Origin of the sequence: Modestobacter sp. VKM Ac-2983 (genome assembly GCF_026967885.1) — a bacterium.
GTDB lineage: Bacteria > Actinomycetota > Actinomycetes > Mycobacteriales > Geodermatophilaceae > Modestobacter.
On the sequence record NZ_JAPVBK010000001.1, the window covers coordinates 1,227,558 to 1,247,066 of the forward strand.

A 19,509-nucleotide genomic window follows, 5' to 3' on the forward strand; every position below is an offset into this window, starting at 1 on the left:
CTCCCCGCGACGGCTAGCGTCCGGGAGGTGACCTCCTCGCCCGGCACCCAGCTGCACGACCTCACCGCCCTGGAGCAGGCGGCGGCGGTCCGCGCGAAGGAGGTGAGCCCGACCGAGCTCGTCGAGCACTCCCTCGCCCGCATCGAGGCGCTGGACGCCGCCGTCGGGGCGTTCCTGACCGTCACCCCCGAGCGGGCGCGCGCGGCCGCGGCCGTCGCCGACGGGGCGGTGCTGGCCGGCGGGGAGCTTCCGCCGCTGCACGGCGTCCCGACCGCGATCAAGGACCTGGCCAACACCGCCGGCGTGCGCACCACCTTCGGCTCGGCGGTGCTGGCCGACTTCGTGCCCACCGTGGACGACGCCGTGGTCACCGCGCTGGCCGCCGCCGGCACGATCAGCCTGGGCAAGACGAACACCCCCGAGTTCGGCTTCCCCTGCTACACCGACAACGACCTCGCCGGCCCGGCCCGCTGCCCGTGGGAGCCCTCGCTCCTGGCCGGCGGTTCCAGCGGTGGTGCAGCTGCTGCGGTGGCCGCCGGGTTGCTGCCGTTCGCCCACGGGTCCGACGGCGGCGGCTCCATCCGCATCCCCGCGGGGATCAACGGGCTGTTCGGCATCAAGCCCAGCCGCGGCCGGGTGAGCAACGCCCCGCTGGGCAGCGAGACCACCGGCCTGGGCGTCCAGGGGCCGCTGGCCCGCACCGTGCGGGACGCCGCGGCGATGCTCGACGCGATGGCCGGGCCGGTGCTGGGTGACCCGTTCTGGGCGCCGCCGCCGCCGGCCGGGGACACCTTCCTCGGCTACGCCGACCGCCCGCCGGGCCGGTTGCGGATCGGCCGGTACCTCGACTCCGGCATGCCCGGTGCCGACCTGGACCCGGAGGTCCGGGCGGCGTTCGAGGACGCCTCCACGCTGCTGTCCGACCTGGGCCACGAGGTCGAGGACCTGCCGGCCGCGCCGCTCACGCCGGAGGTCTTCCCGGCCTTCGAGGTGGTCTGGGCGCTGTCGGCCACGACGCTGCCCGTGCCACCGTCCCAGCTGGACCGGCTGCGGCCACTGACCCGGTTCCTCCGCGACCGAGGGCTGGCCCTCAGTGCGAGGGACGCCATGCAGGCGATGTTCACGTTGCGGGTCTTCGCCCGTCGGTTCATCCAAGCCACCTCCCGGTACGACGTGCTGCTCGCCCCCATCTGCACGCTGCCGCCACGGCCGGTCGGCTGGTTCGACGGGGACGGCGACGGGGCCGCCGACTTCGAACGGCAGAAGCGGTACGCGGCCTTCCCGGCGGTCTACAACGTCACCGGCCAGCCCGCGGTCAGCGTGCCGCTGTGGTGGACGGCGGGTGGGCTGCCCATCGGGACCATGCTCGTGGGCCGCCCGGCCGACGAGGCCACCCTCATCTCGCTGTCCGCACAGCTGGAGGAGGCGCGACCGTGGGCGCACCGACACCCCGCGCTCTGGTGACCCGTCCTGCCGGGCCGGTGGTCGGTGGTCCCGGTAGATTGCCACCATGTCCGTGCTCGAGACCGTGCTCATCTACGGCGTCGTCCCCCTGGTGATCGTCCTGCTGTTCGCCGCGGCGACGTTGTTCCCCGGCCGCAGCAAGGACCGCACCAAGTACCGCCCCGGGCAGTCCTGGGACTACGCACCGCTCTGGTACGAGCCGCACCCCGACGTCCCCGGCGTGGTCGGCGGCCATGCCGAGGACGCTCCCGGGGCGGGGCACGCGGCCCCGCGGCTGGGCGCCACCGCCTCGGCGCTGGCCATCGGCCAGCGGCCGTACGTGCCCGAGGCCGACACCGTCCGGCGCACCGCCGCCGGCGGCGCCCGTGGGACCTGGTGACCGGGCCATGAGCACCTCTGCCGCCCAGCTCCCTCCTTCCTCCGGAGACACCCCCCCGATGACCCAGCAGCTCAACCGGCAGCCCGCCGCCGACCAGCACGGGCCCAGCGCGACGGACAAGACCGGGAACAGCTCCGTCATGGAGCCCGGTTCCGGGCCGTTCAGCTACCGCGACCTCGCCCGGCTCGACGAGGCGCTGACGATGTCGGCCAAGGAGACCGGGCTGCGGTTCACCCTCTACGTCGGCGAGCTGGGCAGGGACACCCGGGCCACCGCGGAGGACCTGCACGCGCGGTCCGGCGGCGATACCACGAACAGCGTCCTGGTCGCCCTCTCGCCCGGGCAGCGGGTACTGGAGATCGTCACCGGCACGGCTGCCGCTCGCCGGCTGCCCGACCGGGCCTGCGCCCTCGCCGTGCTGTCGATGACCAGCCGGCTGGGCGCCGGCGACCTGGTCGGGGCGATCATCAACGGGCTGCGGCAGCTGTCCGACGCCGCCGGTCACCCCGCGCGCCGCAAGGCCGACTGAGGAAACACCCCCGGCCCCCACCACTCGCAAGCTCGCGGCGGGCCCCTGCAGGGGGCGCCGAACGCCAGCGGCCCAGGACTCGACGAGTCCTGGGCCGCTGACGTTCGACGCCTTCGCCCTCAGCCGGCGGCGGCGTCCCGCTTGCGCGCCCACAGGGCGCGGGCGACGCCGTCGCGGCCCTCGCTCACCAGCCGGCGCAGCGGTGCCGGCGCGGACTGATCGGCCAGCCAGGCATCGGCCGCCGCGAGCGTCCGCTCGTCGATGACCTTCGGGAACAGGTACTCCACGGCGTTCTTGGCGATCTCGCCGGGACGCCGCTCCCACAGCCCGCGGATGTCGGCGAAGTACCGGTCCACGTACGGGGCGGTGAGCTCCTGCTGCGCCGGGTGCCAGAAGCCCGCGACCATCGCCTCGTGCACGGCGTTGGCGATCGACTCGTCGGTGAACGCCCGCTCCCAGGTCTCCGCCTTCGACTCCGGCGTCGGCCGCAGCGCCCGGGCGGTCGCGGCCCGCCGGGCGCCGGTGGCGGTGGCGTCCCGCTCGGCCTCCGCGTCGATCTCCGCATCACCAGCGGCACCCACGGCGACCAGGCCGTGCAGGAACGCCCAGCGGGCGTCGGTGTCGACCGTGAGGCCCTCGACGGCCAGGGACCCGTCGAGCAGCCCCCGCAGTGCCGCCACGTGCTCGTCGCCGCGGGCTGCGGCGGCCAGGGTGCGCGACCACTGCAGCTGGGCGTCGTTGCCGGGCGCCGCGCTGTGCAGTGCGGCCAGCGCCTTGTCGGCCAGCATCTCCCAGCCGGTCGGCGCCCAGGCCGGGTCGGCGTAGGACGCCAGCGCCGACTGCACCCGGGCGAGCAGCGACTGGACGACGCTGATCTCGGTCTCCGCGTCGACCCCGGCGAGCACCAGCTGGACCCAGTCACGGGCCGCCAGCTCACCGTCGCGGGTCATGTCCCAGGCCGCCGACCAGCACAGCGCCCGCGGCAGCGAGTCCGGGATCGTGCCGATCTGGCTGCGCAGCGTGGCCAGCGACCGCTCGTCGAGCCGCAGCTTGGCGTAGGTCAGGTCGTCGTCGTTGACCAGCACCAGGTCCGCGGCCGGGTGGCCGACCAGCTCGGCCACCTCGGTGCGGGCGCCGTCGACGTCGAGCTCCACCCGGTGCGACCGGGTCAGCCCGTCGGGGCCGGAGCTGTAGAGGCCGACCGCCAGCCGGTGCCGCCGCAGCACGGGGTGTGCGGCGACGGCGGTCTGCTCGATCGCGAACGAGGCGTACCGACCGGAGTCGTCGAGCTCGTACACCGGGCGCAGGGTGTTCACCTGGCTGGTCTGCAGCCACTGCGCCGACCAGTCCGACAGGTCCCGGCCCGATGCCTCGGAGAGCTCGCTGAGCAGGTCGTCGAGGGTGGTGTTGCCGTACTCGTGCTTGCGGAAGTACTTGCGCACCCCGGCCAGGAAGTCGTCCTGCCCGACGTAGGCGACCAGCTGCTTGAGCACCGAGGCGCCCTTGGCGTAGGTGATCCCGTCGAAGTTCACCTCGACCGCCGCGACGTCGACCATGTCGGCCGCGATCGGGTGGGTCGAGGGCAGCTGGTCCTGCGCGTAGGCCCAGGACTTCTCCGTGTTGGCGAACGTCGTCCAGGCGGTCGTGTACTCGGTGGCCTCCGCCTGGCAGAGCGTGGAGATGTAGGTCGCGAAGGACTCGTTGAGCCACAGGTCGTCCCACCAGCGCATGGTCACCAGGTCGCCGAACCACATGTGCGCCAGCTCGTGCAGGATCGTCTCCGCACGCCGCTCGTAGCGCGCCCGGCTGGTCTTGGACCGGAAGACGTAGTCCTCCAGGAACGTCACGCAGCCGGCGTTCTCCATCGCCCCGGCGTTGAACTCGGGGACGAACAGCTGGTCGTACTTGTCGAACGGGTACGGGTAGTCGAACACCCGGTGGTAGAAGTCGAACCCGGCCTTGGTGACCGCGAAGATCTCGTCCGGGTCCAGGTGCTGGGCCAGCGACGCCCGGCAGTAGATGCCCAGCGGGATGCCGTCGTGCAGGTCGGTGACCCGCGCGTAGGGCCCGGCGACGAGCGCCACCAGGTAGGTGGAGATCCGCTTGGTGGGGGTGAAGTGCACCAGCTGCGAGCCGGCCTCGCCGGCCTCGATCGTGCGGTCACCGGTGTTGCTGACGACCTGCCAGTCGAACGGCGCGGTGACGTGCACGGTGAACGTCGCCTTGAGGTCGGGCTGGTCGAAGCAGGCGAACATCCGCTTCGCCTCGGCCGGCTCGAAGTGCGTGTAGAGGTAGACCTGGGCGTCCTCCGGGTCCTCGAAGCGGTGCAGGCCCTCGCCGGTGCGGGAGTACCTGCAGTCGGCGTCGACGACCAGCTCGTTGGTGTCGGCCAGCCCGGGGAGGGCCAGGCCGCCCTCGGCGGTGTACCCGCTGACGTCGAGCTCGACGCCGTTCAGGGTCGCCCACCGCACCCGGTCGGCCACCAGGTCGACGAAGGTGTCGGTGCCGGGCGTGCGGGCGTCGAACCGGATGGTGGTGACCGAACGGAACGTCTCCTCGCCGGGATGGCCCTGGCCGTCGGTCACGTCCAGGAAGAGGTCGTAGCTGGAGACGGTCAGCAGCGCGGCGCGGGCCGCGGCGTCGTCACGAGTCAGGTTGGGAACTGCCACGCCCCGGAGCCTCCCATGCGGGGACGACGGTCTCCTCCTGTGTGCCCCCGGAGAGGGCGGGGAACAAGCCGGGGACGGCCCGACTTGGTTGGGCGCAGACGACCGGGTGCCGCTGCAGCGACCGCCCGGAGCACCGACGACAGACTGAGGAGCACCCATGACCGAGGCAGTGCAGAGCTCTCCCGTGAAGGCCCGTGTCGACTTCTGGTTCGACCCGCTGTGCCCGTGGGCGTGGCTCACCAGCCGCTGGGTGCTGGAGGCGGCGAAGGTCCGCGACATCGACCTGCACTGGCACGTGATGTCGCTGTCGGTGCTCAACCGGGGCCGCGACCTGTCACCGGACTACCAGGAGATGATGGCGAAGGCGATCGGCCCGGTGCGGGTCGCGGTCGCCGCCGCCCAGCAGCACGGCGACGCGGTGCTCGGCGACCTCTACACCGCGATGGGCACGCTGCGCCACCACGAGGGCCGGGAGATCGAGGAGATCATCGCCCCGGCCCTGGAGCGCGTGGGCCTGCCCGCCGAGCTGGCCGAGGCCGCCGGCTCCACCGAGTACGACGAGGCCCTGGAGAAGAGCCACCACGAGGGCATGGACCCGGTGGGCGACGACGTCGGCACCCCGGTCATGCACATCGACGGCGTGGCGTTCTTCGGTCCGGTGATCAGCAAGGTGCCGACCGGTGAGGACGCCGGCAAGGCCTTCGACGGCGCCGTCCTGCTGGCCAACCTCCCCGACTTCTGGGAGCTCAAGCGCACCCGACTCTCCGGCCCGGACATGTCCTCGGTCCCGGCCGACGCCCTGGAGCTGACCGGCACCCGCTGAAGAAGGACCCCGCGGCCCCCCGCCACTCGCAGGCTCGCGGCGGGCCCCTGCCGCGGGGCCTGAGGGTGCGGCATCCTGGGTGGATGCCGCACCCTGTTCGTCAGCGCATCTTCATCACCGGCGCCAGCGCCGGGCTGGGTCAGGGCATGGCCCGCCAGTTCGCCGCCCGGGGCCGCGACCTCGCGCTCGTCGCCCGCCGCACCGAGCTGCTCGACGAGCTCCGGGACGAGCTCCTGGCCGCCCACCCCGGCATCCGGGTGGTCACCGGCGGGCTCGACGTCGACGACCCCGACGAGGTGGCCGACGTCGTCCCGCGGCTGGCCGGTGAACTGGGCGGGATCGACCGGTTCATCGCCAACGCGGGCCTCGGCAAGGGCGCCCCGGTGGGCACGGGCAAGGGGCGACCGAACCGGCAGGTGCTGGTCACCAACGTGCTGGGCACGCACGCCTGCTGCGAGGCCGCCGTCGAGCTGTTCCGCGCCCAGGGCAGCGGCCACCTGGTGGTCATCTCCTCGGTCGCCGGGGTGCGCGGCATGGGCGGCACCCGGACGGCGTACGCCACCTCCAAGGCCGCGGACGCCGTGCTCGCCGAGGGCATCCGCGCCGACCTGCTGGGGGACCGGCGCACCCGCGGGATCCGGGTCAGCACCATCCACCCGGGCTTCATCGAGACCGACATCAACACCGGCCGCCGCGGTCCGTTCACCGTCGACCTGGAGACCGGTGTCACCGCACTGACCGCGGCGATCGAGCGGGAGCCGGTGCGCGCCTACGTCCCGGAGTGGCCGTGGCGCCCGGTCGCCGGGCTGCTGAGGGTCCTGCCGCTGCCGCTGGTCCGTCGGCTCGCCTGAGGGCCCTCAGGCTCCCGGCGGTGCGGGGACGGCGTCCGGCACGTGGCCGGAGCCGGCCTCCGCCGGGCGGGGCCGGTCCTGCCGGTGCAGGCGCACCGCCACCAGCGCGACGTCGTCGTCGGGGCGGCCGTGCACCAGCCGCTCGACGACGGCGTCGCACAGGTCCCCCAACGGCAGCTGGGCGAGGTCGGCCAGCGCCTCCCGCAACCGGTCCAGGCCCGCGTCCAGCCCGAGTGGTCCCTCGGGCCCACGCTGCTCGATCAGCCCGTCGGTGTAGAGGAACACCGTCGTGCCGCGGTCGAGCTCCGTCACCTGCTCGGCGCGCGTGGTGGCCGGGTCGACGCCCAGCAGCAGGTCGGCCCGCCGGGAGCCCAGGGTGGTCACCCCGCCCCCGGCGCCCAGCAGGAGCGGCGGCGGGTGCCCGGCGCTGGACCAGCGCATCCGGGTGACGCCGCGCCCACGTTCGTCGTCGGTCTGCTCGAAGCGGGCGATCGCGGCGGTGGCGATGGTGCCGACGGCCAGCACGTCCATCGCCCGGTCCAGCCCGGAGAGCACCTCCGCGGGTCCCGCGTCGCTGTAGACGGCGATGCCCCGCAGCAGGCTCCTCAGCTGGCCCATCGCGGCCGCCGCCTCGATGTCGTGCCCGGCCACGTCGCCGATGACGACCATGGTGGTGCGCCCGGGCTGGATGAACGCGTCGTACCAGTCACCGCCCACCCGCGCGGCCTGCACGGCGGGCAGGTACCGGACGACGACCTCCGCGTGGTCGGGTTCCGGTGGGTCGGTGAGCAGGCTGCGCTGCAGGGCCTCGGCGACCTGGCGCTGCTGGGTGAACAGGCGCGCGTTGTCCAGGGCCGTGCCGGCCCGGGCCGCGACGTCGGTGGCGGCGCGCAGCTCGCGGTCGGTCCATGGTGCGGAGCCGGCGTCCCGGAACAGGCTGAGCAGACCCACGGTGCGGCCACCGGCGAGCAGCGGGACGCCGGCGACGCAGCCCGGCCGCAGGGCGGCCAGCCGCTGCTGCGCCTGCGGGGTGACCACCAGCGCTGCGGTGAAGGAGTCGAGGTCCTCGGCCCGGCCGTCGCCGACGACCGCCGGCCGCCCGCTGCGGATCGCCCGCCGCGCCGGTGAGTCCGCGGCCAGGGCGCCGGTCCGGGACTCGGCGTAGGCGTCGGCGGCGTGCTGCAGCTCGGGATCGCGGTGCACCACGGCGACGTCGGCCAGAGCGCCGCTGGTCGCGTCGTACGTGCTGACGATGACCCAGTCGGCGAGGCGGGGGACGACCAGCCGGGCCAGCCGGCGGACACCCTCGTCGACCTCGAGGGTGGTGCTCAGCGCGGCCGAGGTCTCGGTGAGCAGGTCCAGCAGGTCCAGCGCCGCGGGGTCCTCGACCGTCGCCGGCGACGTCGCGGGTGCGACGGCCCGGCGCCGTTCGGCGGTGATGTCGTGGAACTCGACGTCCATGCCGCCGGCCGCCGGACGCACCGACATCCGGTACCACCGGTCGTGCGGGGGGTAGTACTGCTCGAAGTCCACCGGCTCCCGGGTGTCCATCGTGTGCCGGTAGGCCCGCTCGACGTCGGTGCCCAGGGTCAGCGGGTGGATCTCCCACTGGGTGCGGCCCAGCAGGTCCTCCCGCCGCTCCTGCAGCAGCGCCTCGGCGGCCCGGTTGACGTACACCCAGCGGAAGTCGCCGTCCATGCAGACGAGCGGGATCGCGGCCGACTCCACCCAGGCACCGGCCCGGTGTGGGTCGGGGAGCGGGTGGGCAGGGGCCCGGTCCGGCACGGGTCTCCTCCGGATCGGCGGTGGCTGCCCGCCGCTGCTCGGATCAGGCGCCACGGATCTCATCACACGCAACCGACCACGGTGAGGGACCTTGGTCCCTGGTCCCCGTGGTGCTGCTCATGCTCGGCCGCGGGCGGTCACCCGGGTCGCCTCGTCGAAGGCCAAGGGTGCGCCCGGGTCGGTCAACCAGGTCGCCAGCTGGGCCAGTTCGTCCCGCTGGGCGGCCACGAAGGCGGCGTCCACCACCCCGCCGTGGCCGGGGACGACGGGCCCGCGCACCAGCTCCAGCAGCGCCGTGACCGTCGTCGCCCACTCCAGCGGGTAGGCGTCCTCCATCGCCGGTGGCGAGCCGTCCTCGACCAGGTCCCCGGCGAAGACGACGTCGTCCACGGCGACCACCAGGTCGGCGACGGTGTGCCCGCGCCCGAGGTGGCGCAGCGTGACGGTGCGGCCGCCCACGTCGAGCCGGGCGAGGTCGTCGACCAGGTGGTCCGGCGGGTCGATCGGCGCGGTGGCGACCAGCTCGGCCGCGGGGTCGCCGTCCTCCCGGAGGGCGGTGACCACCGAGGCCCGCTGGTGCTCGCCCGTCGCCTCGAGCTCGTCGGCGCACCGGCGGTGCCCCCAGATGTCGGCGGGGCGGAAGGCGGCGTTGCCGAAGCAGTGGTCGAAGTGCGCGTGCGTGTTCACCACCGTCCACGGGTGCGGGGTCACCACCCGGACCGCCTCGGCCAGCGCGCGGCCCTCGCCCAGGTGGCAGCGGGTGTCGATCACCAGGCAGCCGCCGTCGCCGACCACCAGGCCGCAGTTCAGGTCGAGCTCCCGGTGCCGGCGGACGAACACCCGGTCGCCGATCTCCTCCCACCCGGCGGTCACCAGCAGATCCGCATCGGCCGGCCGCGGGAGTCGGTCGTCCCGTCGCCCACCCGGTCGGCGGTGCCGGCGGCCAGCCGCCGGGCCGACCAGGCGGCGGCACAGGCGTCGAGCGCGTCGACCAGCGGGACGCCGGCCGGCGCGTCGGTGAGCGCCTCCTCCACGTCCGTGCGCAGTGCGCGCAGCCGTTGCACCGAGCCGCGGGCGGTGCCCTTGCGGTCGGTGACCCCGCCGAGGCCGAGCCGGAACGCCAGCTCGGGGTGCACCTCGACCACCCGGTCGGTCGGGGGGTCGCCGAGGACGTCGTCCAGAGCACGGATGGAGCGGACGAGCATGAAGGCCTGTGCCGACGGCGCGCGCGGCGGCACGGTCACCGCGCGGGAGATCACCCGGGCCTCGGCGTAGTCGTCGGTGGCCAGCACCGCCCGCACCGGCGTGGGGGACACCGAACTGGCTGCGCCGGTCGGCCGCAGGAGCCCGGCAGCCGCGACGTCACAGGCTCGGACCCCGTCCTCGGAGAGCCCGATCGGCATGTCGACGGCGACCACCTCGACGTCCGGCACCGCCAGCACGGCGGCTGCGTCGGCCAGCACCACCAGCCGCACGGACCGCCCGTCGAGCAGCGCGCCGACCCACGCGCCGCGCCAGCCGTCCACCCCGAGCACCGCCACCGGGCCAGCTTGCCAGGAGTGCTGCGAAGATCGGCACATGCGCGTCTTCCTCGGCACCGACCACGCCGGCCTCGAACTGAAGTCCCACCTGATGCAGGTGCTCGCCGACGAGGGCTTCGAGCCGGTCGACTGCGGGGCCTTCGACTACGACCCGCAGGACGACTACCCGCCGTTCTGCTTCGAGGTGGGGGAGCGGGTCGTCACCGAGCCGGGCAGCCTCGGCATCGTCATCGGGGGCTCGGGCAACGGTGAGCAGATCGCCGCGAACAAGGTCCCCGGCGTCCGGGCCGCGCTGATCTGGAACGAGAGCACCGCCCAGCTGGCCCGCCAGCACAACGACGCGAACGTCGCCGCGGTGGGCAACCGCCAGCACAGCGTGGAGGAGGCCACCGCACTGGTGCTGACCTACCTGCGCGAGCCGTTCAGCGGCGAGGAGCGGCACTCCCGCCGGATCGGTCTGCTCAGCGAGTACGAGCAGAACCGTCAGCGCCCGGCCGGCGGGCTGCCCACCCGCAACCCGTGAGCAGGCGCCGGTGACCGGGGACGACCTGCGCGCCGCCGGCGCCGCGGTCCAGCGGGTGTTCGCCCGGGTGCCCGACGGGGCGGCGGCGGTGCCGACGCTGGGCACCGATGTCGTCGGCGTCGCCGCGCACGTCACCTCCTGCCTGACCTGGTACGCCCAGGACCTGGTCGCCGGGCCGGTGGAGGTGAGCGCCTTCGACGTGGTCCGCCGGCCCGACGCCGACCTCGCCGAGACCTGCCTGCAGCTGCGTGCGGCGACCGAGGTGCTGGCCCGGGTGGTCGACGCCGCCGGCCCGGCCGAGCGCGGCGCCCACGACTGGGGGCTGGCCGACGCCTCGGGCTTCGCCGGGATGGGGTGTGCGGAGCTGCTGCTGCACACCGGCGACGTCGCCGTGGACCGTCAGCTGGACTGGACGCCGCCGGCCCGGCTGGCCGAGGTCACCCGGGCCCGGCTCTTCCCGTGGGCCCCGGCCGACGCCGACCCGTGGGCCGCCCTGCTGTGGGCCACCGGACGCGGCGAGCTCCCCGGCCGGGAGCCGGTCACCTCCTGGCGCTGGCACTGCGCCCCACTGTCGGAGTGGGACGGCACCCAGCCCCGGTGAGCAGAAGGACCCCACTGCCCCCCACCACTCGCGAGCTCGCGGCGGGACCCTGCAGCGGGGCCGTCAGAAGTCGTCGGGGCACCAGGGGGCGACCGGCCAGCCGAAGGCCGTGGACGCCTGGGTCACCGCGCCCGGGCTGATCTCGGTCACCCGGCCGGCGGCCTGCAGGGCGGCCAGGGAGACGCCGCCGAGATAGGCCGATGCCAGCGCGTCGACGTCCAGGACCAGGTCCGGGTCGCGGTCGGTGCGGTCACTGTAAGCACCGGACGGATGTCCCCAGACGTGCCAGCGCCCGTCGTTCCAGTCACAGAACCGATCGCGCACCTCGAACACCATGTCCAGCCGGGCCGGGTACCGGCGGGCGGACAGGGCCGCCCCCACGTCGACCAGCCGCACCCAGAGCGTGTCCACCGGTCGGGCGTGCCACGCCCGCCCGTCCACCAGCAGGTGCGGCAGGGGGTCGTCGGCGGAGCCGGACGGGTACTCGATCGTGCGCATGAGGTCCTGCCCGAGCAGGAAGCGCCACAGGGCGGCGTGGCCGGCCGGGGTGGTCGCCCGGACCTCCTCGACGGTCAGCGTGCCGTCGGGCTCGCTGGTGTCCGTCCAGGCAGCCCGCACCCGGTAGCTCGCGAAGCCGGTGACCGTGCCGTCGGCCTCGGTGTGCAGCGCCAGCTGGCGGGGCGGGCCACCGGCGACGGACTCGGCGGAGTCGTGCAGCCGCCGCTCCCACCACCGCTCGTCGCGGGCCATGTTGCCCGGGACCGAACGCCGCACCTGCTCGTGCAGCGCCGCGGCCGCCGGTCGGAACTCCTCGACCCCGACCAGCCGCACGGTGCCGGTGCCGCAGTCGACGTCCGGCCGCAGGCGCAGCCGCTCGGTCAGCCCGGTCCAGCCGCCGCGCCGGGCGGCCGGGGCGTACCCGAACCGGCCGTAGATCGGCCACTCGGCGGCCCACAGCGCAGCCACCGGCTCGCGCCCGGCCGCGTGCACCTCGGCCAGCTGGCGCCGCATGATCGCCGTCAGCACCCCGCGCCGCCGGTGGGTGGGGGAGACGGTCACCCAGGTGATGCCGGCCGTCGGCACCACCGCGCCCGGCACGGACATCTCCAGGCTGTAGATCCCGGAGGTGGCCGCCACCCGCTCGCCGTCGAACAGGGCGAGCGAGCGGTCCAGCTCGGCCGTCGGGGACGGGGAGTCCATGTAGGGGCCGGAGTGGTCGTGGCCGAAGGTGGTGCGCATGCCGCGGACGAAGCGCGGCCACTCCTCGGCGGTGATCGGGCGGAGCTGGTCGGCGATGTCGGTCACGGGAGGTGTCTACCCGGCGCGGACGACGGTCGGCCAACCAGTTCCGCCCGTGCGCTCCGTGCACCAGGACCTCAGTGGCTGGCGGCCGGCAGCCAGCCCAGCCACCGCGGCAGCCACCAGGTCCGCTCGCCCAGCACCGCCATCGCCGCCGGCAGCAGCACCCCGCGGACCAGGGTGGCGTCGATCAGCACCGCGACCGCCAGGCCCACCCCCAGCTGCTTGAACTCCAGCATCGACAGCGTCGCGAAGATGCTGAACACCGCCACCATGACCACCGCGGCGCTGGTCACCACCCCGGCCGAGCGGGAGACCCCGGTGGTCACCGCCAGCCGGATCGGGATGCCGGCCCGGGCCGCCTCGCGGACCCGGGAGACCACGAACACGTGGTAGTCCATCGACAGCCCGAAGAGCACCACGAACAGGAACAGTGGGATCCAGGAGACGATCGCGCCGGTGGAGGTGAAGCCGAGCAGGCCCTCGGCCCAGGTCGACTGGAAGACCAGCACCAGCACGCCGTACGCGGCCCCCACCGACAGCAGGGTGAGGACGGCGGCGATCAGCGCGACCGCCAGGGACCGGAACGCCACGGTCAGAACGACGACCGTCAGCGCGAGCACGAACCCGATCACGATCGGCAGCCGCTGCGCCATCGTGTCGCTGAAGTCGGCGTCCCCGGCGGTGGCCCCGGTGACGGCCGTGGCCGTGCCGGGCACGGAACCGAGCGTGGCCGGCAGGAGGTCCTCGCGCAGCTGGGTGAGCCCGGCCCGGGCCTCGTCGCTGCCGGCCGCACGGTCGCCCGCCACCGACAGCCGGGCGACCGTGCCGTCGGGGCTGACCTCGAGCTCGCCGGCGGTCGTGGCGTCCGGCAGCCGGGCGACCAGCTCGTCGGCCGCGTCCTGGACGGCGGGCACGTCCAGCCGCTGCCCGTCGGTGCGCCAGACGACGACCTGGTCGGCGCTGCCCTCCTGCGGGAAGGCCGTGGCGATGGCGTCGTAGGCCCGGACCACCTCGCTGTCCCGGGAGAGCGCGTCGATGCCGGGGTTCGAGGTGGCCATGCCGATCGCCGGGGCGGCCACCGCCAGCAGCGTGGCCACGCCCACCGCCAGCGACGTGCGCGGCCGGGACACCACCCGCCGGACGACGGCCGACCAGACCCGGCTGTCGTCCGAGCGGCCCACCAGCCGGCCCAGCAGCGGGACCCGCGGCCGCTCGATGCCCCGCCCCAGCAGCGCGAGCGTCGCCGGCAGCACGGTCAGCGAGCCGATCACCGACACGAGCACCACGAGGATCGTGCCGGTCGCGAACGAGGTGAACACCGGGCTCCCGGCCAGGTACATGCCGGCCATCGCGACCGCGACGGCGAGGCCGGAGGTGAGCACGGCCCGCCCGGAGGTGGCGGCGGCCAGCTCGACGGCCAGCGCGGTGGGTGCCCCGTGCCGCCGTTCCTCCCGGGCCCGCCGGACGTAGAACAGCGCGTAGTCCACCCCGACGGCCATGCCGATCAGCAGGACCACGCTGGAAGTGCTGGCGTCGACCGGGGTCAGCTGGGAGACCAGGGACACCAGCCCCAGGGCGCCACCGACGGCGGTGAGCCCGAGCAGGAGGGGGACCCCGGCCGCGAACAGGGCACCGAAGGCCACCAGCAGCACCACCAGCGTCACCGGCAGGCTCAGCAGCTCCGCCCGCAGGAAGTCCTCCTCCAGCTGCTCGCCGACGACGGCGTCCAGCGAGCTGCCGCCGGACTCGACGACCCACAGCTCCGGGTGCTCGGCCTGCTCGCCGGCGACGGCGTCCAGCACCGGCTGCACCGCGTCGGCGGCGGCATCGGCGGCGGCCGAGCCGGTGCGGTCCCCGACGTCGAGGGTGACCGGAACCAGCAGCGCCGTCCCGTCGGCCGAGGCGACCGGGTCGCCGACGGCGGCCACCTCGTCCAGCCCGCGGACGGCGGCGGTCACGTCAGCGGCGGCCGCGGCGCCCTCGGCACCGATCGCCGAGCCGTCGCGGGTCTGCACGAGCACCTGCTCGGTCGGCGGGTCGGGGAACCCGGCGCCGTCCAGGACGACGTCGGCGCGGCCGGACTCCCCGCTGCCGCTCTGCGCAGCGGTGAGCGTCTGGGTGCCGGTGATGCCGCCGAGCACGACGGCCAGTGCGACCGCGAGCACCCAGAGCCCGACGACGGTCCAGCGGTGGGTGGCGCTCCACCGGGCCACCCGGACGGCGACCCCGTCCCGCGTGGGTGGAGGAGGCGCGGTGTCGGGCAGGGCGGTCATCACGGGGACGCTCACGGCGGGGCCTTCCGGCTGGGGCGCCGCGGGTGCGGCGTCGCTGCACCGAGCCTCGCGGGCCGAGATGATCACGTCGTTGCCGCTGACCCCCCGAACGAGGTCGGGCTGGCACCATCTCGGGGTGCCGGTCAGCCCGACGAGGGGTGCGTCCTGTCGGTGGCCGGTGGCACCCTGCCGCCATGCCAGCCACCGCCGACGACGTGCGGGCGATCGCCCTGGCCCTGCCCGAGGCCACCGAGCGACCAGCCTGGGACATGGCGTGCCTGCGGGTGCGCGACAAGGTGTTCGCGTCGATGCCCCCGGCGGAGGAGTGGGTGGCGATCCGGCTGGCGCCCGGGGAGAACGCCGAGCTGGCCGCGGAACGCCCGGCGGTGTTCTCGGTGCCGCACCACTACCGCAACAGCAGCATGGTCGTCGTCCAGCTCGCGGCCGTCGACCGGGCTGAGCTGGCCGAGCTGCTCACCGAGGCCTGGCGGCTGCGGGCGCCGGCCCGGCTGCGGGCGGCCTTCGACGCCGCAGCCGGCGGCTGAACCCGGGCCGGCGCCCGGTGGTCAGCTGCGCAGGTAGGCCAGGGTGGCCATCACCCGGCGGTGCTGGTCCTCGTCCTGGGCCAGGCCCAGCTTGGCGAAGATGTGCTGGGTGTGCTTCTCCACCGCGCCCAGGGTGACGACGAGCTCCCGGGCGATCGCGGCGTTGGAGTGCCCCTCGGCGATCAGCCCCAGCACCTCCCGCTCCCGCGGGGACAGGGCGCGCACCGGGTCGTCGCGCCGGCGCCGGGCGAACAGCTGCGCGACCACCTGCGGGTCGAGCACGGTGCCGCCGGCCACGACGTCGTCCAGGGCGGTCAGGAACTGGTCGACCTGCGCGACCCGGTCCTTGAGCAGGTACCCGACGCCCCCGGCGCCGTCGGCGAGCAGCTCGTCGGCGTAGGCGACCTCCACGTACTGGGACAGCACGAGCACCGCGGTGCTCGGGACGGCCCGGCGCGCCTCGACCGCGGCCCGCAGGCCCTCGTCGGTGTGCGTCGGGGGCATCCGGACGTCGACGACGGCGACGTCCGGCCGGTGTTCGACCACCGCACGGACCAGCGACGGCCCGTCGGCGACGGCGGCCACCACCTCGGTCCCCGCCTCGCCGAGCAGCCGCACCAGGCCCTCCCGCAGCAGCACCGAGTCCTCGGCCAGCACGACCCGCATGCGGGGCCCTCCCTCGGTCACCGGCACGGCAGCTCGCCGATCAGCCGGGTCGGCCCGCCGCGCGGGCTGTCCACGGTCAGCACCCCGTCGACCGCGCGCAGCCGGTCGGTGAGCCCGGCCAGTCCGTGACCGGGGGCCAGCACCGCGCCGCCGCGGCCGTCGTCCTCGACCACGACCCGCAGCCGGTCGTGCTCGCAGACCACCGTCACCCGGCTCACGGTCGCCTCGCTGTGCTTGGCGACGTTCGCCAGCGCCTCGCTGACCAGGAAGTACGCGGAGTTCTCCACGGCGGGCGTCAGCCGTTGCCCAGGCGGCAGGGCGCAGGCGAGCTCCACGGGGACGGGGGAGCGGGCCGCGAGTGCAGCGAGCGCTGCGGCCAGGCCGCGGTCGGCCAGCACCGGGGGCGCGATGCCGCGAGACAGCGCCCGCAGTTCCTCCAGCGTCTCGCGGGTCTGCACCGCCGCCTCGTCCAGCGTCGCGCGGGCGCCGTCGGGGTCGCTGTCGACCATCCGGCGGGCCCGGTGCAGGTCCATGCTCAGCCGGACCAGCCGCTGCTGGGGGCCGTCGTGGATGTCCCGCTCCAGCCGGCGAAGGGCCACCGCCTCGGCCGCGACCGCGGCGTCCCGGCCCTCCGACAGCCGGCCGATCTCGGCCTGGGTGGCGGCCCGGGAGGTCAGCAGCACCCGGCCGAGCTGCGCCTCGGCGAGGGCGCACCCCCGGACCACCGCGGGCAGCGTCAGCGCGAACAGGATCCCGATCGCGGTGTAGAGCAGCACCCGGTTGGTGGAGCTGTCGGCCAGCCCGATGAGCTCGGGGAACGTGTAGTTCGCCGCCTGCCCCGACTCGTCGTAGGGGATCGACCAGTCCCACGTCATGGAGGTCAGACCGGCCAGTGCCATCGCCCACCAGACCACCGTCACGACGAAGACGGGGATCGACACGGTCATGTGCAGCACGGCGTGCAGGACGTCGAGCCAGGACTGGGGGTCGCGCAGCGGGGTGACCAGCCGGCGCAGCAGCGGGGCATCCGGCTGTGTGCGCCGGTAGATGGGCCGGGGCAGTTCCCTCCGCAGGACGTCGGGCAGTTGCCTCCGCTCCAACGTCGCGAACCCGCGGGCGACCAGCAGGGCCAGCACCAGGACCAGCACCCCGACCCAGATGCCCAGGGTGACCACCCCGACGGTCAGGAGGGTCACCACCAGGACGAACGCGAGGATCGACAACCAGAAGTTGACCAGCACGTACCCGGTGTCCATGCCGAGCTGGCGCCACCAGCTGCGCCGGGGCTCGTGCGCCACGGGCTGGCCGGCCTGGGCGGGCCGTTCGGCGGTCATCGTCATGCGGACCAGCCTGGCCTGCGGCGATGCGCCGCCCCAGCCCGCTGGCTGGCCGGTGCGGACTCGGGTTGACCCGACCAGTGCGCGCTCATCTCGGGGGCAGATGCTCCCGGCCCGCACCCGGCGTGTCCAGGACGCCGGGCCGTCGAGCGGGTTTCGCCTCACCGCCGGACGCATCTACTGTCGGGGAGCCCCCGATCACGTTCGTGTCCGTCCGCCCCGGAGCCCCGGCTCCCTGGTGGCTGGCAGCACAGGAAAGCAGCCCATGCGCCGCACCGCAGTCCTGCCCCGTCCCGCCCGCGGCCCCGCCGCCCCGGCGCTCGCCCTGGTCACCGCGCTGGTGCTCGCCGGGTGCACCGGCTCCGACGACGACGGCGCTGCCGGCGGGTCCGGCGACTCCGACGAGCCGGTCGTGGCCGAGGTCGTCGCCACGGCTCCGGACGCGGCGCGCACGCTCGTCCCCGACTCCGACCCGGTGGCCGCCGCGGTCTCGACCAGCCGGGCGCTGTACGGCAGCTCGGACGTGGCGGTCGTCGCCGGCAGCGGCGATGCCGACGCCGAACTGCTGGGCGCGGTGGCGGCGGTCGGTCTCGGCGTGCCCCTGCTGCTGGGCTCCGACGACCCGGCCGACGTCCTCGGGGAAGAGCTGGACCGCCTCGGTGTGCAGACCGTCCTCACCGTCGGCGGCGACGCCGACGACCTGCTCCCCGGTGGCGCGGATGACGTGGACGTCGTGACCGTCCCGGCAGAGGCCGAGGCGCTGGAGCAGGCGACCGGTCTGGACCTGGCCGAGGCGACCACCGTGCCCGACGCGGAGCGGGCCGCTGCGGTGGCCGGGCTCTCGCCTGACGCGCTCCCGGCCCTCACGGCCGAGGTCCCGCCGGCGCCGGCCAGCCCGTCCGGGACCGAGGCGTCGGAGCCGTCCGAGACGGAGGCGTCGGAGCCGTCCGAGACGGAGGCGACCGAGTCAGCGGCGTCGGAGTCCGAGCCCGTGGAGGCGACGGGGGAGCTGCCCGAGGTGCAGCGCGCCGAGCCGCTGGAGGACGTCGTCGTCCTGGCGAGCGGGGGCGCCCAGTCGCTGGCCGGGATCGCGACGGCCCGGGCCGCCGGTGCCGAGGTGCTGCTCACCGGTGGGGTGACCGACCCGCGTGGCTCGGCGGCGGTCGTCGAGCGCCTCGCGACCGAGCCCACGGTCGTCGTCCTCGGTGCCGACCTGGCCGGTGCGCCGGGGATCGACTGGAAGCTGGACACCGCGGCGACCGGCACCCAGCTGCCCGGCGGCGGGCAGCTGCTCTTCCCCGGCCGGCTGATGGTGGCCCTGTACGGCACCCCCGGCACCGGTGCGCTCGGGCTGCTCGGGGAGCAGGACCTCCCGGGGGCCATCCAGCGCGCCCAGGAGTACGCCGCCCAGTACGACCCCCTCGTCGAGACGCCCGTCGTCCCGGCGTTCGAGATCATCGCGACGGTGGCCTCGGCCGAGGCCGGTCCGGACGGGAACTACTCGACCGAGATCGACCCGGAGACCTTCCGTCCCTGGATCGAGGCCGCTGCGGAGGCCGGCGTCTACGTCGTCCTGGACCTGCAGCCGGGGCGGACGGACTTCCTGACCCAGGCCAAGCAGTACCAGTCCCTGCTGGAGTACCCCCACGTGGGGCTGGCGCTGGACCCGGAGTGGCGGCTGGAGCCGGGGGAGGTCCACCTGCGCCAGATCGGCCAGGTCGGGGTGGACGAGGTCAACCAGGTGGTCACCTGGCTCGCCGACCTCACCCGGGAGAACGACCTGCCGCAGAAGCTCCTCATCCTGCACCAGTTCCAGGTGCGGATGATCATCGACCGGGAGCGGCTGGACACCTCCCGTGACGAGCTGGCGATCATGGTCCACGTCGACGGGCAGGGCAGCCAGCCGGCCAAGCAGGACACCTGGGCGGTGCTGCACCGGGACGCCCCGGCGCCGCTGTACTGGGGGTGGAAGAACTTCATCGACGAGGACGTCCCGATGATCTCGCCCGAGGAGACCATCCGGACGGTGCAGCCCACGCCGGAGCTCATCACCTACCAGTAACGGGACGAGCAAGTCCCCTTTCCGCGGAGGCGTGTTCGGTAGGGTTCCGCGGCGCCCACTCGGCGTCCGAACCCGCGGACGCCGTCGAAGGAGCAGGCTCTCTCGCACCGACGGGGCAGGCGCCGGTCGTCCAGATGCACATGTCGGATCACCCCCGTT

The 19,509-nt window shown here is 74.8% G+C and carries 17 protein-coding genes; 9 read left to right on the forward strand and 8 right to left on the reverse strand.

Features of this window, described 5'->3' with window-relative positions; translation table 11 throughout:
• Positions 1-27 precede the first annotated feature (27 nt).
• From O2W18_RS05950 to O2W18_RS05960, 3 genes are read left to right on the forward strand one after another with little or no spacing between them, the layout of a single operon-like run.
• Positions 28-1,464: an amidase gene (locus O2W18_RS05950; RefSeq protein WP_269186622.1), complete on the forward strand. Its 1,437-nt coding sequence runs from the start codon at positions 28-30 to the stop codon at positions 1,462-1,464.
• Positions 1,465-1,510: 46 nt separating this feature from the next.
• Positions 1,511-1,843: an aa3-type cytochrome oxidase subunit CtaJ gene (gene ctaJ, locus O2W18_RS05955; protein WP_269186623.1), complete on the forward strand. Its 333-nt coding sequence runs from the start codon at positions 1,511-1,513 to the stop codon at positions 1,841-1,843.
• 58 nt (positions 1,844-1,901) lie between these two features.
• Positions 1,902-2,372 (forward strand): DUF5130 family protein, encoded by a 471-nt coding sequence (locus O2W18_RS05960; RefSeq protein ID WP_269186624.1) that lies wholly within the window; start codon positions 1,902-1,904, stop codon positions 2,370-2,372.
• A 119-nt stretch (positions 2,373-2,491) separates the two neighbouring features.
• Here the strand turns inward: O2W18_RS05960 and pepN are convergent, their stop codons facing one another.
• Positions 2,492-5,041 (reverse strand): aminopeptidase N, encoded by a 2,550-nt coding sequence (pepN, locus tag O2W18_RS05965; protein WP_269186625.1) that lies wholly within the window; start codon positions 5,039-5,041, stop codon positions 2,492-2,494.
• Between the two features lie 157 nt (positions 5,042-5,198).
• On the opposite strand from pepN, the gene O2W18_RS05970 reads away from it, so the two are divergent.
• Positions 5,199-5,864: a DsbA family oxidoreductase gene (locus O2W18_RS05970; RefSeq protein WP_269182397.1), complete on the forward strand. Its 666-nt coding sequence runs from the start codon at positions 5,199-5,201 to the stop codon at positions 5,862-5,864.
• 83 nt (positions 5,865-5,947) lie between these two features.
• Positions 5,948-6,715, forward strand: a complete 768-nt coding sequence (locus O2W18_RS05975; RefSeq protein WP_269186626.1) for an SDR family oxidoreductase — start codon at positions 5,948-5,950, stop codon at positions 6,713-6,715.
• Between the two features lie 6 nt (positions 6,716-6,721).
• Here the strand turns inward: O2W18_RS05975 and O2W18_RS05980 are convergent, their stop codons facing one another.
• The 3 genes from O2W18_RS05980 to O2W18_RS05990 all read right to left on the reverse strand — a co-directional run bounded on the left by O2W18_RS05980 (position 6,722) and on the right by O2W18_RS05990 (position 10,041).
• The gene (locus O2W18_RS05980) at positions 6,722-8,500 is read right to left on the reverse strand and encodes a SpoIIE family protein phosphatase (protein ID WP_269186627.1); all 1,779 of its coding nucleotides are present in this window, start codon (positions 8,498-8,500) and stop codon (positions 6,722-6,724) included.
• A gap of 117 nt (positions 8,501-8,617) precedes the next feature.
• Positions 8,618-9,373 (reverse strand): MBL fold metallo-hydrolase, encoded by a 756-nt coding sequence (locus tag O2W18_RS05985; RefSeq protein ID WP_269186628.1) that lies wholly within the window; start codon positions 9,371-9,373, stop codon positions 8,618-8,620.
• Complete coding sequence (locus O2W18_RS05990; protein ID WP_269186629.1) at positions 9,370-10,041, reverse strand: DUF429 domain-containing protein; 672 nt, start codon at positions 10,039-10,041, stop codon at positions 9,370-9,372. Before O2W18_RS05990 ends, O2W18_RS05985 begins: the two co-directional genes overlap by 4 nt.
• Positions 10,042-10,078: 37 nt before the next feature.
• Here O2W18_RS05990 and O2W18_RS05995 point away from each other — a divergent pair, with 37 nt between their 5' ends.
• Positions 10,079-10,564: a ribose-5-phosphate isomerase gene (locus O2W18_RS05995; RefSeq protein ID WP_269157265.1), complete on the forward strand. Its 486-nt coding sequence runs from the start codon at positions 10,079-10,081 to the stop codon at positions 10,562-10,564.
• A 10-nt stretch (positions 10,565-10,574) separates the two neighbouring features.
• Positions 10,575-11,165, forward strand: coding sequence for a hypothetical protein (locus O2W18_RS06000; RefSeq protein WP_269186630.1), 591 nt, complete (start codon positions 10,575-10,577; stop codon positions 11,163-11,165).
• A 63-nt stretch (positions 11,166-11,228) separates the two neighbouring features.
• On the opposite strand, the gene O2W18_RS06005 is transcribed toward O2W18_RS06000, so the two are convergent.
• Positions 11,229-12,470: a GNAT family N-acetyltransferase gene (locus O2W18_RS06005; RefSeq protein ID WP_269186631.1), complete on the reverse strand. Its 1,242-nt coding sequence runs from the start codon at positions 12,468-12,470 to the stop codon at positions 11,229-11,231.
• Between the two features lie 71 nt (positions 12,471-12,541).
• A complete protein-coding gene (locus O2W18_RS06010; RefSeq protein WP_269186632.1) occupies positions 12,542-14,755 on the reverse strand; it encodes an MMPL family transporter in 2,214 nt (737 codons plus the stop codon).
• A 179-nt stretch (positions 14,756-14,934) separates the two neighbouring features.
• Between O2W18_RS06010 and O2W18_RS06015 the strand changes: the two genes are divergently transcribed.
• Entirely contained in the window at positions 14,935-15,285 is a 351-nt protein-coding gene (locus tag O2W18_RS06015) for an MmcQ/YjbR family DNA-binding protein (protein WP_269186633.1), read from the forward strand.
• A 21-nt stretch (positions 15,286-15,306) separates the two neighbouring features.
• Here O2W18_RS06015 and O2W18_RS06020 read toward each other — a convergent pair whose 3' ends face one another.
• Positions 15,307-15,951 carry a response regulator gene (locus O2W18_RS06020; RefSeq protein WP_269157259.1) on the reverse strand — a complete coding sequence of 215 codons (645 nt, stop codon included), beginning with the start codon at positions 15,949-15,951 and terminating at the stop codon, positions 15,307-15,309.
• A 17-nt stretch (positions 15,952-15,968) separates the two neighbouring features.
• Complete coding sequence (locus O2W18_RS06025) at positions 15,969-17,291, reverse strand: sensor histidine kinase (protein ID WP_269186634.1); 1,323 nt, start codon at positions 17,289-17,291, stop codon at positions 15,969-15,971.
• A 262-nt stretch (positions 17,292-17,553) separates the two neighbouring features.
• Between O2W18_RS06025 and O2W18_RS06030 the strand changes: the two genes are divergently transcribed.
• Positions 17,554-19,350 carry a hypothetical protein gene (locus O2W18_RS06030; RefSeq protein WP_269186635.1) on the forward strand — a complete coding sequence of 599 codons (1,797 nt, stop codon included), beginning with the start codon at positions 17,554-17,556 and terminating at the stop codon, positions 19,348-19,350.
• Positions 19,351-19,509 lie beyond the last annotated feature (159 nt).

What these genes read in the sequence shown, in the direction of transcription:
- O2W18_RS06030 (WP_269186635.1), top strand. Translation starts at nt 17,554, where the DNA reads ATGCGCCGCACCGCAGTCCTGCCCCGTCCCGCCCGCGGCCCCGCCGCC.
- O2W18_RS05970 (WP_269182397.1), top strand. Translation starts at nt 5,199, where the DNA reads ATGACCGAGGCAGTGCAGAGCTCTCCCGTGAAGGCCCGTGTCGACTTC.
- O2W18_RS05960 (WP_269186624.1), top strand. Translation starts at nt 1,902, where the DNA reads ATGACCCAGCAGCTCAACCGGCAGCCCGCCGCCGACCAGCACGGGCCC.
- ctaJ (WP_269186623.1), top strand. Translation starts at nt 1,511, where the DNA reads ATGTCCGTGCTCGAGACCGTGCTCATCTACGGCGTCGTCCCCCTGGTG.
- O2W18_RS05995 (WP_269157265.1), top strand. Translation starts at nt 10,079, where the DNA reads ATGCGCGTCTTCCTCGGCACCGACCACGCCGGCCTCGAACTGAAGTCC.
- O2W18_RS06015 (WP_269186633.1), top strand. Translation starts at nt 14,935, where the DNA reads ATGCCAGCCACCGCCGACGACGTGCGGGCGATCGCCCTGGCCCTGCCC.
- O2W18_RS06025 (WP_269186634.1), bottom strand. Translation starts at nt 17,291, where the DNA reads ATGACGATGACCGCCGAACGGCCCGCCCAGGCCGGCCAGCCCGTGGCG.
- O2W18_RS06020 (WP_269157259.1), bottom strand. Translation starts at nt 15,951, where the DNA reads ATGCGGGTCGTGCTGGCCGAGGACTCGGTGCTGCTGCGGGAGGGCCTG.
- O2W18_RS05975 (WP_269186626.1), top strand. Translation starts at nt 5,948, where the DNA reads ATGCCGCACCCTGTTCGTCAGCGCATCTTCATCACCGGCGCCAGCGCC.